Origin of the sequence: Paenirhizobium cremeum, from assembly GCF_022884085.1 — a bacterium.
Lineage (GTDB): Bacteria > Pseudomonadota > Alphaproteobacteria > Rhizobiales > Rhizobiaceae > Allorhizobium > Allorhizobium cremeum.
In genome coordinates this window covers 1-13,239 of the sequence record NZ_JAGGCS010000011.1, presented here as the reverse complement: position 1 = coordinate 13,239, position 13,239 = coordinate 1, and the positions used below count along the sequence as shown (strand labels likewise).

Sequence of the window (13,239 nt, the reverse complement as noted above, 5' to 3'; positions counted from 1 at the left end):
TGGCGAGGAGACCGACACGGGGTATGGACTATAGGGCAGCAGCCCATCCCCTCCTAGAAGCAGAGTATTCGTGTGAATCTATTCGATATCGTCAAACGCAATGATCGATGTGTAGAGATCCTTGACGGGAGCGTCGAGCCCTTTCGCTATGATAAACCACAATGGTTCTGCGGTGTGACCCTACAGCCCGGCGCGCGGTTGAAGTTGAAGCGGATTGACGAGTTCGCTGTGATGGAAACATTCCCGCGCGATTTTGGCTGGAGCCTCGTGGGAGCCGAAAACACCCCCTCGCCTATAAAAATCAATGTCTGTTCCTCCGATGGTCGCCGAGCGGATTCGGTCGCGAGCCTTGATTCGAAAGGCGCCATTTTGCTCACGTGGCCAAGCTGGATCGGCTACACCGATGGATACGATCTCGAGATCGTCAATTCGAGCGATAAGCCTCTCGAATTGAAATCAGGCCCTGTCTTCGACCCGCGTGCGGCGACACGCGGCTATCTCCGGGGCACGGGCATTGAAGTCGGCCCCGGAAGCAATCCCTTCGTGAAGCCGAGTGCCGACGTGGATGTACGCTATCTGGAAGCGCTGCCCATCGACGAATGGCTGCGAAATTACGGTAAACATATTGAAGTTACCCCCGAAAAGCAGGAATTGTGGTCTCGTTACATCCTTGGCGATGCTCAACGCATCGAATGCTGCGAAACGGGAAGTCTCGACTTCATTTTTTCAAACCATGTTTTCGAACACCTCATGAATCCGCTTGGGGTTTTGGAAAACTGGTCGAACAGGCTCAAACCGACAGGTGTTGTCGTGGGCGTCGTACCTGACCTGCGCTACTGTTTCGATTTGCGCCAACCGGCGAGCACACCGACGGACTGGCTCTCGGAGTATGAAGCAGGCGCTTGGGCGCTGACGTCGGCAAAATACGAGAAATGGTGCAAGTATACGGCTCCGTATAACACCCCGGAGGATCTGGCCGCGCGAAATTATTCCATCCACGCGCACTATTACACTCCGAGCGCGTTCCGCCAGTTGGCTATGATCGCAATCGAGAAAGGGCTGTTCTCAAACTTTTTCCTGAGCACATCTCCGAACAACAAGGACTTTGGCTGGATCTTGTGGCGTGATCCCAATATGGGAAGCGAGTGAAATGACCGAGACCGTTCGGCAGAGAAACAGGCATTGCCGCGCCCCGCTTCAAAAGCATCAACGCTCGAATAGAGCGATGGTGCAATTTGATATGCGACCTGAGTGATAAGAGTACCTAGCTATGGCACAGTGGATAGAGGACTCGTTTGCTCGACTGATATCGATGGCCAAGCGACGCTATCGATCATCCAGTTCGGTTGGGCGTTTGCTGGGACCGGAAGATCCCGACAGGGCAAAGCTCCGCTTGCTGGTAGTTGCCGACGCTGCGGGGGCAACCCTTCAGATCAATCTTCTTCGTCCAGCTCAAGCAGCGGTAGCGGCTGGCGATCTGCGAATGGTGGTCGTAACGGAGGAAGACGAACGTCTTGCTGTGAAATCAGGAAGGACGGCTCAACAACTTTTTGCCGACGCCTGGCAGCAAGCGGCCCCACATCTCATATTCGTCAGCCGCTATGGCGGCTCGCTTGCCGAAACGCTTCTGCAAATATGCGCCGATAAGAACGTGCCGCTTGTTTATCATATCGATGACAACCTTTTCGAGGTTCCGCCCGAGGCTGGCGTCGAAAAAGCCAGGAAATACGGCGCTCCGGCGCGCCAACAGGCAATCCGAACCTTGCTCAAGGGGGCAGATACCGCATACCTCTCGACGGCAAGACTGGCTGAACAACTGCGTGAGCATGCACAGATCTCTGCTCGCTTGTTCGTCGGAGAAATTGCTAGCGCAAGCGATCCGATTTCAACGCTTGGCTCCGCTGGCTCGATCAGACCCAGATTTGGTTATATGGCGTCGTCGAGTCACGCCGCCGATCTCCAGCTTGCATTACCTGGCGTTGTCGCAGCCCTTACCAGCAATCCGGATCTGCACTTCACCGTCTTCGGCTCGTTGCAGCCTCCGCCGGAGCTAGGTGCCTTCGGTGCACGCGTCGAGCACTTGCCCGCCGTCGGCGATTACGACGGATTTTTGCGTCAGCTTGCCGCCATGCGCTGGGATTGGGGACTGGCCCCGCTGCGCCCCGGCCGGTTCAACGAGGCCAAGACCGATACGAAATGGGTGGAATATTCAGCATCTGGTATCCCGACCATCGTCTCGGATCACCCAATCTATCAAGATTGCAGTCAGAATGGTGCAGCAGTGCGGATTGGCGATACGCAATGGACCGAAGAACTTCCGAAAGTTCTTGCTGACCGCGCGCTGGCAGAACGAACACTTGCAAACGCGCGCGAACGGCTCATCAGTCATCACGGGCTCAACCATATGGCCGCTCAGCTTGAGCGCGTATTGAAGCTTGCTGGACTTGCCACGGAGCGCGCCGCAATCATCTCCAGATACCATGACAGGCCGGAGATCAATCAACAGCTCTGAAGCCAGGCCAATTCGCATGTTGGAAGACGCAGACTGGAGCGTGTGGAAATCCGCCTGCCCTATTTTGCTGGAGGCGGAGAAGGCGGCTGCCGCTTAGGGCCGAACCGCTGCCATCTACAGTGTAAAGCGGAAGCGTTGCTCTGGCATCATCTGTCGGCGTTGCTGAAAATAACGTCTTTCGGGAAACGCAGGCAATTTCGTCATAAACATGACAACATCTTGAAACCATTGCGAACCGTACTCAAAAGTTGCGCTATGCTGTTGTATGCGCGCAAGGTCTGTGATTATTGGCTGGTAACTTCCATCAAGTCGAGAGATTTTAATGACAGATCTCCCCCGCGCCAGAGTTGCCTGGGTCAGCCCCCAGCTCAGCTACATGGTGGCGAGCACGCGCTACCGCTGTTATTATCCTGCGCTTGCCTTAGGCGAACTTGACATAGAAAGCGTATTCTACCGCTCCTCGAAAGAGGTAATTCCACACCTTAAAGGGCTCGATGCGATTGTTTTCGTCAAACTTCTCGACAGCGACAGCGTGAAGTTGGCAGGCTTGGCCAAGGATCAGGGCGTCAAGGTACTGATCGATCTGTGCGACAATATCATTGTGGCGAACTACCCCAAAACACCCGATCTGCACCCGGCCCTTCGTTTCGCCGGTATTGGTGCTTTCGCTGATGCAATCGTCGTTCCGAGCCCGGCGCTCTCTGAAGCCTTAAGACCAATATTGAGACCGGGGGCGCGCTTCGTCGTCATTCCCGATCAGATTGAGACAAGGACCAGCTTCGCAGCAGCAAAGCGACTTCAGGAGGAGGCGGTAAAACCCGCCGAGAAACGGCCTGCCGCCATCGCGCAACGCGGCTCTCGGTTTGCGGCTCATGCAGCACGCCATCCGGCAGACGCGATGATGATCCTGAGACGCAAAATCTCAACCGCGTTCAGGCTCTTCGGCACGAGGCTTTCCCGACTCGACCGCAGAACCCCTCCTCCGCCGAGCAAAGGCCCTCAGGCTGCAACCGTTGACGAATTAAAGTCTGCATGCGCAAACAGCGCCACCCAGGGCCACCTGAAATCCGTCGTGTGGTTCGGAAATTACGGTGCGGCACATAGCGATTTCGGCATGTTGGCTCTTTTGCTTGCAGCTCCGGCTCTTGAAGCCGTGAACAAAGATATTCCGCTGGAACTGACGGTTATCTCAAACAAGAAGGATCTGTTCGATAGCGCAATCGCTCAAATCGACGTCCCAACGCGTTATATAAATTGGTCCACGGAAGCTGTTTTTGACAGCCTCAAAGAGGCCGACATATGTCTGCTGCCATTCGGCATGGACGCTTTCTCTGTCACGAAGTCTGCGAACCGGGCAGTGCTTGCGCTTGAATATGGCGTGCCAGTGGTGACAACCCGTCTCGCTTCGATGGAGCCCTTGGCGGGAGCCGTGGGCTTCGACGACTGGGAAGCGGGCCTGCGTCGTTTCCTTGGAAAGGATGGAGCAAAAGAACGCGCCGCCGCAATCGCCGCTGCTCGGCCAATATTGGCCGCAACCTATTCCCCCAGAGCCATCGGCAAGGCCTGGGCCACCCTCATCGACGATGCGACAACAAAGATTCGCCCAGGTTATGTAAAGACTCCATATGCGGGAGAGGTCGCGGTGTTGCTCGATGCCCCGGAGAGTTCCGAACAGCTTTTGTCCGTTATCGATGAACTGCGTCACCGAGAGGATGTTCTTTTACGAGTCCTGGTGACGCCGCATGCACTTGCCGGTTCCACACGGCCCCTGATCCAACGCCAGATAATTCCATACGCCCTCGAGGCCGAACCCATCATGGCCGAGGATGATCGCATACTGCGCACCGTAGATTTTCTGCTGACGGCCGGCGATTCCCTAAAGGACCCGGAAAGTCTGACTGCTTCCGTGGTCAGGATTGCCGCCGCGCGCGGGGTAAGGACATTCGGGCTGGTCGCGCCTGGAGATGGAACTGCCATCTCCGCACATTCGTTGCTGCGGAACGACGGATCGCCCATGGTGCTCGGCGCCGCCAATGCACGGGATCTCGTTGAGCAACTGCTCGATGGAACTGCAGAAGCCAGGACAAACAAACGACAACTGGCAGAGCCGGTGTCTGGTTAGGATGGCGATTCCCGGGCAATCATCCGATGCCTCTTGCAAACTGATGCCAGCCAACTAGAACGGACCTGAGGAAAGATGCAGGTACGTGATGAAGATTGAATTTTTGCCTTTGGTCGGCTTGGCCAAGATCACCCCGACGAGATTGGGCGATCATCGCGGATATTTTTCGGAAGTGTTCAAGGACGCCTGGTTTCGCGAAAATGTGGCGGACGTAACATTCGTTCAGGAAAACGAATCACTTTCCGCGGCGGTTGGTACGGTGCGCGGTTTGCATTTTCAACTCGATCCGTTCGCGCAGGGCAAGCTGGTTCGCTGCATCGCCGGCAGCATTTTCGACGTCGCCGTCGATATCCGCGTTGGTTCGCCAACCTATGGCAAGTGGTACGGGATCGAGCTTTCCAAGGAAAATGGAGAACAACTGTGGATCCCTGCGGGATTTGCCCATGGCTTTGCCACACTCGTGCCGGATTGCATCATTTCTTACAAGGTAACAGCGCCCTATAGCGCCGTCAGCGACCGTGGCCTGCTGTGGAACGATCCTGCAATCGGCATCGATTGGCCGCTGCCCCTCGACAATGCGGTTTTGTCGGAGAAGGACAAGGTGCAGCCGAAACTTGCGGACTTACCGCCGTTCTTTTCATTCTGACCATCTGCCTTACGGCTGCAAGCGGAGTAGATCATGCGTATTCTCGTCACCGGCGGAGCAGGTTTTATCGGCTCCGCTCTCGTGCGCCATCTGGTCAAGAACATTGGCGCGGAAATCCTGAACGTGGATAAGTTGACTTACGCCGGCAATCTGGCTTCGCTTAAGGAGATTGAAGGCGCGTCGAATTACAGTTTCCTACAGGCCGATATCTGCGATTTCCCAAAGATGCGCTCGGCAATAGACACGTTCCAACCCGACCGCATTATGCATCTGGCCGCGGAAAGTCACGTCGATCGTTCCATCAACGGCGCGGGCGAGTTCGTTCAGACCAATGTAGTGGGCACGTTTTCGCTCCTTGAGGCCGCCCGTCACTATTGGAACAGCCTGCCGCCCGCCGGGAAGGAAGCGTTCCGCTTCCTGCATGTGTCTACGGATGAGGTTTATGGTTCACTTGGTGATGAAGGCCTCTTTGAGGAGGTTACGGCTTACGATCCATCCTCGCCCTATTCGGCTTCAAAGGCGGCAAGTGACCATTTGGCAATCGCCTGGTATCGGACTTACGGCTTGCCGGTGATTATATCGAATTGCTCGAATAACTACGGACCTTATCATTTTCCGGAAAAGCTGATCCCGCTAATCATCCTCAACGCGATGGAGGGCAAGCAGCTGCCGGTTTATGGCGAAGGAACCAATATTCGTGATTGGCTCTACGTTGATGACCATGCGCGGGCGCTTGACCTGATCGCATCACGCGGGCGTCCCGGCGAAAAATACAACGTCGGCGGCCGCAACGAGCGCCGCAACATCGAGGTGGTGCGCCGCATATGCACCTTGATGGACGAATTGCGCCCTCAATCAAAGCCACACAGCGATCTTATCACATTCGTTACCGACCGGCCCGGTCACGATGCGCGCTACGCAATCGATGCCACCAAGCTGGAAACGGAACTGGGCTGGAAGGCACAGGAGAATTTCGAAAGCGGCATCGAACGGACAGTCCGCTGGTATCTGGAAAACGAATGGTGGTGGCAGCCGTTGAGGAAAGGCGTCTATTCGGGAGAACGCCTGGGTGTGCTGAAAAAGGACTGAGTGATGCGCATTGCCGTAACGGGAACACAAGGGCAGGTCGTCTCGGCTCTTTTGGAACGTGGTCCAGCCGCCGGCGTCGAGATAGTCGCGGTTGGGCGTCCGCAACTGGATCTCACCGATTTGGCCTCGATGCGCACGGTCCTCGCCGGCATCAGACCGGATGCGATCGTTTCCGCAGCCGCCTACACCGCAGTCGATAAGGCAGAGAGCGAAGAGGCTCTTGCCTTCGCAGTCAATGCTGCCGGGCCGACGGCGATCGCTGAAGTTGCCAGGGAACTCGGTATTCCTATCGTACACCTTTCTACCGATTATGTATTTTCCGGCGACAAGCAGGGTGTTTATGTCGAGACGGATGCGACTGGTCCGGTTTCGGTCTATGGCCGCTCGAAGTTGGCAGGAGAAATAGGCGTCGCTGCCGCCAATCCCAACCATGCCATCCTGCGCACCGCTTGGGTCTATTCACCTTTTGGCAACAACTTCGTCAAAACCATGCTGCGGCTGGCGGAAACCCGCGATACGCTCAACGTGGTAGCCGATCAGCATGGAGCGCCGACAAGTGCGCTGGATATTGCCGATGCTGTGATTGCCATAGCAAAGCGCCTGCGTGACGATCCTGATCCAAAGCTGCGTGGAGTGTTCCACTTGACTGGCGGCGGCGAAGCGACCTGGGCCGATTTCGCCGAGACGATCTTTGCGGCTCTGCGGGACAAGAGCGGCAAGTCGGTGTCCGTTGGTCGTATCACGACAGCAGACTACCCGACACCGGCAAAGCGCCCGGCCAACTCACGGCTTTCAAACGAAAAACTGAAACAGGCCTATGGAATCGTTCTGCCTGACTGGAAGGAATCCACAAATGTCGTATTGGATCGCCTGCTCTAGGCAAGGGCCTGTTCGAGCTGCCCACACATGGAAGGAAAAGATATGAAGGGTATCATTCTGGCAGGCGGTTCAGGCACACGCCTTTACCCGATCACAAAGGCCGTCTCCAAGCAGTTGATGCCGGTTTACGACAAGCCAATGATCTATTATCCCCTCACAACGTTAATGCTGGCGGGGATAAAGGAAATCCTCATCATCACCACGCCGCATGACAGCGAAGCCTTCAAGCGACTGCTCGGTGACGGCAGCCAATGGGGCATATCCATCGAATACGCGGTTCAACCGAGCCCTGATGGCCTTGCGCAAGCTTTCATCATCGGCGCCGATTTCGTTGGCTCCAATCCCTCAGCATTGATTCTCGGCGACAACATCTATTACGGCCACGGCCTGCCGCAGCTTTTGCATGCTGGTGCCTCCACGGTGAGCGGCGCACGGGTCTTCGCCTATCACGTCAGCGATCCCGAGCGCTACGGCGTCGTCGAATTCGACAGCACCATGAAAGCACTATCGATCGAGGAAAAACCGGCAAAGCCAAAAAGCAGTTGGGCAGTCACCGGTCTTTATTTCTATGACAAACAGGTGGTTGAAATCGCGGCCAACCTCAAGCCATCACCACGCGGTGAGTTGGAGATCACCGACGTCAATCGCATCTATCTTGAGCGAGGCCAACTGACGGTCGAAGTTATGGGGCGAGGTTATGCCTGGTTGGATACCGGTACGCCGGACAGCCTTCTAGAGGCCGCCGACTTCGTCGGCACGCTGGAAAAGCGGCAAGGCTTCAAGATAGCCTGCCCCGAAGAAATAGCCTACCGCATGGGCTATATCGACGAAAGGCAGCTGCAAGATCTCGCGACCGAACTCGGCAAGAGCGCTTATGGCCACTATCTGATGAAGATCGCAAAGTCCGAGTTAGACATCCAACTGTGACGCACGCGCTCCCGCAGCTAGAAGACGGCGCAGATTTTCGTTAATCAGAGTGGTCGGCCGATCGCTTTGCACAGTTCGCGATAGACGTCCTGAACCTGTCCCATCACGCGGGCCTCTGTAAATCCCTCGATTACGCGTTCCCGAGCACGGGAACCCGCTGCGACGATGCTCGCCTTATCTCCCGCCAACGCGCAAATCCGCTCTGCCAACGCTGCAGCGTCATCCACTGGCGCCAGCCATCCTTCACGACCGTGGCGGACAAAGTCACGGCAGCCCGGCACATTGGTTGTCAGGATCGGTCGACCGCAGGCCGCCGCTTCCAAAATGGAACGGGGCAGGCCCTCTCCACCGCGTGTCGGCATGCAGCACATATCGTGCTCTGCCCAGACCTCCCGCACATCGCTGCTCGAACCTCGCCACTTTATGCCGGGAAGACGAGACCACGCTTCCAGCGCCTCGACAGAAAGCGACCGCGGATTGGATGGGTCGGGAAGACCGAAAAGCGAAAGTGTAACATCGTGACCTCGCTCACGAGCGATTGATACGGCTTCCACCGCTAGATCGACACCTTTCGACCACACCAGCCGACCGACAATCGCAAGCTTGAGGCTGTTGCCGGATGGCATGGGAAGCGGGGTGTAATAATCTGGATTCACGCCAGCGCCGCCCAGAACCGTAACGCCCGGCTCCGCTGCTTTCAGCCCGAACGTCTCCGGGTCAGTGACGTTTTCGAACAGAAAGTGGCTTCGCCCACCCATGCGGGTAATTCGGAAAAGGCATCGCAGAGCAAAACGCCCTATGGCTGCCTTCGGGCTTTTATCCGCAGCCAGCAATCCCCCGCCGGTGATCGCAAAGATTCTGCCTTTTACCCCGCCCAGCATCGCCGCAATGCCTCCAGTGACAACACTACGAAGAGCGATGCAGTGGACGAGATCGATTTCTTCGTGCCTCAGCGTCTTCGCAATCCGGACGATCGACGAGCCGATTGACAGAAAACCGAGGTGCCCCCTCTCAATGTCCAGCGGAACGACCCGAGCCCCGAGATTCTCGATCAGGTGTCGATGCTTGCCCACACGCGTAATCACAACGACTCCTAGGCCGAGTTCCTTTGCCGCGCGCAGCATTGGTAGAAAATGCGACACGAAGAACCAGTCCTCGGTCACGATGAAAGCAATTCGAACCTCGGACAGAGCTACCATCCTCGCCCCAGGCTTCGCCGTAAAAGCCGAACCGAACTTTGGGGCAGGTTTGTGTAGATCCCGTGCGCCAGTTTCAAAAGGGTGGGGTGACGGCGCCAGAAGTCCGCCAAGGGCAGCACAAACGGATTGTCATGCGCCAAGCTATCGTTCACAAGCTGGGTCAGTTCCCGCCGTGACAACGAGGCATCGCGGTGATCTAAGATCGCTCTGACGTTCTCCATTGCGGCCGCAATCATACCTTCCCGCTCAACGGTGACAGCAAACATACGTTCGAAGGCGTGTGCGGCAGTTCCGTCGAGTTGACCACTTTCACGAACGAAAAGATCGGTAAAGTCGATATCCGTTACCGTTTTCATGGCTGTTCGGCGAAACCAGAACATCGCTCCAGCGGAAAAGCGGCGACCTTCGACAAGGTCAGGGAAGTCACACTCCCGAGACACAACTCCGCCTTTCTCCGACGCATGCAAATTCTCAATTCGTTGCAGAATTTGCATCATGGTCTTCTCATTCAGCGCAGTACGTCCACCGAGGGGCAGGAGATGAGCCCTTGGCGCTATCAAACCAATCGCAGGTTCGCAAGCCAGTAACTTCTGGCCTGATAAGCACCCGTCGTCTTCCGTATCGAGCAACGACCCCACCAGAAACTGTCTCCACCCATTTCCATCTCGGCGATGGGGAGACCGCTTGGTATGTATTTTCAAACCGATATCGAAGGATTTGACGGTTGGGTGCTTCAGGGCCGTCAGAAACGGTAGGATATCCCGGCCCCGATTTTCGACCTCGATTTCTGTCACAAAACGAAGATATGCACTCTGCGGTCGCGCCACTGCGCTGGAGCCCGTGGGGCGCGTAATGACGAGGTCAAAAGGCTGTCGGATCACTGCATCCAGGTCACTGACCATTTCCTCCCATGTGTCAGGGTAAAAGACATGGGCAAAGATTGTAAAATCCGCTGGTCGACCTTCGGTCATTTAACCTCTTATACTCTCTTCAGATGCTCCTATTCATCCTCGACTCGCCGGACCCATGGCGTTCAAAGCCATGAAAGGATTCAAGGAGCAATGTTCTCTTTGATACCATTAACCATCAGGGCATTGCTGCAGATTTCTGGCGCTGTCCAGTGACCAGACAACCTCGTGCTCAAGGTAGTATGCGGGACCCCGGAAAAATGCAACATCGAGGCTTTCCATCAGTGACAGATCAGTTAGAGCTTCCTTGAAGATGGGAAATTTCTACGGATCAGGGCCGATATCGTCGGGTGCCTGTTGATTTGCACTGAGAAGTGACCCGNGCTCAAGGTAGTATGCGGGACCCCGGAAAAATGCAACATCGAGGCTTTCCATCAGTGACAGATCAGTTAGAGCTTCCTTGAAGATGGGAAATTTCTACGGATCAGGGCCGATATCGTCGGGTGCCTGTTGATTTGCACTGAGAAGTGACCCGTGACCTGAGCCCCTGAACTTCCTCCAGAATTTGGTAGAGTCCGTCACATCAAGGAGACGGACGAATGAAGCGTTCACGGTTCACGGAAGAACAGATCATCGGGATATTGAAGGAGCAGGGTGAGCTTTGGCGAACGGCGCGAAGACGGTTGATGTCTGCCGCAAGCACGGCATCTCGGATGCAACCTTCTACAAATACAAGGCGAAGTATGGCGGCATGGACGTGTCGGATACCCGCAAGCTGAAGGCGCTCGAGGACGAGAACTCCCAGCTGAAGAAGCTGCTCGCCGAGGCCATGCTGGACAATGCGATCCTGAAGGATGTCGCCGCAAAAAAATGGTGACGCCCGATGTGAAGCGGAATGCGGTGGTTCACGTCTGTGCACAGCATGGAGTGAGCCAGCGTCGGGCGTGCGAGGTTCTATCGGTGGATCGGTCGAGCATGCGATATCGCAGCGTGCGGCCGGACGATGCGGCCATTCGGGAGGCGATGAAGAAGGTGGCATCCAAGCGTCGCCGCTTCGGTTATCCATTGGCCGTCAGGTGATTGCAAAGCAATCACCGTCAGGCGGCGTATCCACATCATGCTCGACCGGCAGGGGATCGTCATGAGCCTGAAGAAGCTTCGGCGTCTCTATCGGGAGGAGAAGCTGACGGTGCGCAAGCGCGGCGGCCGGAAGCGAGCCTTGGGAACCAGGCGTCCTCTGGCTCTACCCTCACGCCCCAATGAGCGCTGGAGCCTGGACTTCATCAGCGATGCCTTCACCGACGGCCGCCGGTTCCGTGTTCTGGCGGTGGTCGACGACTTCACCCGCGAATGCCTGTGCCTGATCCCTGATACATCCCTGCCCGGCGCAAGGCTTGCCCGTGAACTGGATAGTCTCATCGCCAGACGCGGAAAACCGAGGACGATCGTCTCGGACAATGGGACGGAGATGACCAGCATGGCCATCCTCAAATGGTGCCAGGAGACAAAGGTCGACTGGCACTACATCGCCCCCGGCAAGCCGATGCAGAACGGCTTCGTTGAAAGCTTCAACGGCAGCTTCCGTGACGAATGCCTGAACGAGACGCTGTTCTCGTCGCTTGCTCAAGCCCGCGCCGCAATCACCGCATGGAAGGAGGATTACAACAACAACAGACCCCACTCATCGCTGGGCAATATCACTCCTAGCGAGTTCGCAATGAAAATGGCTATGGAAAAACAGGCCGCATGAGGCCAGATTAAAAACCCAAGACTCTCCCGAAAACTGGAGGGAAGTCGGGTCTCAGGTCAGCAGGCAAAGCTGCCGATGTCCCGCTTCTGGGGCATGGGTATGACCGCATCGAGCGATGGCCAGTTTTTCCCTTCAGCTCGGCAGGGCGAGGCGATGAACATGGTCAACGCCAAGTATGGAAACGAACCCGGCCTCAAGGCTTACACTCACGTCAACGACCAGTTCGCGCCGTTCGCGTCACAGACTGCTCCCGCGACGGTCAGCGAGGCTCCATACATCCTTGACGGTCTGCTCATGAACGATGCCGGCCGTCAGGTTCGTGAGCAATATGCCGACACGGGCGGCTTTACCGATCACTTGTTCGGGACCAGCTGCATGCTCGGATACCGCCTTGTCCTGCGCATCCGGGACCTGCCGTCGAAGAGGCTGTACGTGTTCGATCCCGATGCGACACCCAAAGAATTGCGCAAGCTGGTAGGCGGTAAAATCCGCGAAGGACTGATCGTTGCCAACTGGCCTGACCTTTTCCGCTGTGCTGCCACTATGGCCGCCGGCAAGATCAGGCCCAGCCAACTCCTGCGCAAGCTCGCCTCCTATCCGCGCCAAAACGATCTCGCGGTCGCGCTGCGGGAGGTCGGTCGTATCGAACGCACACTCTTCATTATAGAGTGGATCCTCGACACGGACATGCAGCGGCGCGCCCAGATCGGGCTCAACAAGGGCGAGGCCCACCACGCCCTCAAGAATGCGTTGCGTATCGGTCGCCAGGGTGAAATCCGCGATCGCACGGCAGAGGGACAACATTACCGGATCGCTGGCCTCAACCTCCTGACCGCGATCGTCGTCTATTGGAATACCGTCCATCTCGGCCATGCCGTCGCAGAGCGGCGGAACGAAGGGCTCGACGTGCCGCCTGAATTGCTGGCGCATACCTCTCCGCTGGGTTGGGCACACATATTACTGACCGGCGAATATCTCTGGCCCAAGGAAGCAACGGCTTAGAGTGTCATTCCGCCCCCAGCCGGAACCGACCCCAGGAAACGGCGATTGTAGAGCCGCTGCTTGCCGATAAAGACGGCCTCCACCGCCGTCTTCATGTTGTCGTAGATACCGCGCGTGCAGGTGCCACGGAAGAAGTCGAAGGCCTTGTCGTGGGCGTCGAAGACTGACCTGCCACTGCGAATTTCCTCCAGAATTGATTAGAGTC

The 13,239-nt window shown here is 56.6% G+C and carries 9 protein-coding genes and 2 pseudogenes; 9 read left to right on the top strand and 2 right to left on the bottom strand.

What is annotated here, in order from left to right; all coding sequences use genetic code 11:
• Positions 1 to 72: 72 nt before the first annotated feature.
• The 7 genes from J5N58_RS18535 to rfbA all read left to right on the top strand — a co-directional run bounded on the left by J5N58_RS18535 (position 73) and on the right by rfbA (position 8,175).
• Entirely contained in the window at positions 73 to 1,149 is a 1,077-nt protein-coding gene (locus J5N58_RS18535; RefSeq protein WP_112829439.1) for a methyltransferase domain-containing protein, read from the top strand.
• A gap of 121 nt (positions 1,150 to 1,270) precedes the next feature.
• Complete coding sequence (locus tag J5N58_RS18530; RefSeq protein WP_244712178.1) at positions 1,271 to 2,512, top strand: glycosyltransferase family protein; 1,242 nt, start codon at positions 1,271 to 1,273, stop codon at positions 2,510 to 2,512.
• Between the two features lie 322 nt (positions 2,513 to 2,834).
• On the top strand, positions 2,835 to 4,634 hold the full coding sequence (locus J5N58_RS18525; RefSeq protein WP_112829437.1) for a hypothetical protein: 1,800 nt from the start codon (positions 2,835 to 2,837) through the stop codon (positions 4,632 to 4,634).
• A gap of 88 nt (positions 4,635 to 4,722) precedes the next feature.
• Positions 4,723 to 5,280: a dTDP-4-dehydrorhamnose 3,5-epimerase gene (gene rfbC, locus J5N58_RS18520; protein WP_113443040.1), complete on the top strand. Its 558-nt coding sequence runs from the start codon at positions 4,723 to 4,725 to the stop codon at positions 5,278 to 5,280.
• 33 nt (positions 5,281 to 5,313) lie between these two features.
• The gene (rfbB, locus tag J5N58_RS18515; protein WP_113443041.1) at positions 5,314 to 6,369 is read left to right on the top strand and encodes a dTDP-glucose 4,6-dehydratase; all 1,056 of its coding nucleotides are present in this window, start codon (positions 5,314 to 5,316) and stop codon (positions 6,367 to 6,369) included.
• A 3-nt stretch (positions 6,370 to 6,372) separates the two neighbouring features.
• Positions 6,373 to 7,248: a dTDP-4-dehydrorhamnose reductase gene (rfbD, locus tag J5N58_RS18510; RefSeq protein WP_113443042.1), complete on the top strand. Its 876-nt coding sequence runs from the start codon at positions 6,373 to 6,375 to the stop codon at positions 7,246 to 7,248.
• Positions 7,249 to 7,290: 42 nt separating this feature from the next.
• On the top strand, positions 7,291 to 8,175 hold the full coding sequence (gene rfbA / locus J5N58_RS18505; protein ID WP_113443043.1) for a glucose-1-phosphate thymidylyltransferase RfbA: 885 nt from the start codon (positions 7,291 to 7,293) through the stop codon (positions 8,173 to 8,175).
• A gap of 44 nt (positions 8,176 to 8,219) precedes the next feature.
• Here the strand turns inward: rfbA and J5N58_RS18500 are convergent, their stop codons facing one another.
• Positions 8,220 to 9,374, bottom strand: coding sequence for a glycosyltransferase family 4 protein (locus J5N58_RS18500; RefSeq protein WP_113443044.1), 1,155 nt, complete (start codon positions 9,372 to 9,374; stop codon positions 8,220 to 8,222).
• Positions 9,368 to 10,345 (bottom strand): rhamnan synthesis F family protein, encoded by a 978-nt coding sequence (locus J5N58_RS18495; protein ID WP_113443045.1) that lies wholly within the window; start codon positions 10,343 to 10,345, stop codon positions 9,368 to 9,370. The genes J5N58_RS18500 and J5N58_RS18495 overlap by 7 nt, the downstream gene beginning before the upstream one ends.
• Before the next feature lie 536 nt (positions 10,346 to 10,881).
• Here J5N58_RS18495 and J5N58_RS18490 point away from each other — a divergent pair.
• Positions 10,882 to 12,032 (top strand): annotated as a pseudogene (locus J5N58_RS18490) (IS3 family transposase).
• A 48-nt stretch (positions 12,033 to 12,080) separates the two neighbouring features.
• Positions 12,081 to 13,034 (top strand): annotated as a pseudogene (locus J5N58_RS18485) (Tn3 family transposase); the annotation flags it as partial.
• Positions 13,035 to 13,239: the final 205 nt, after the last annotated feature.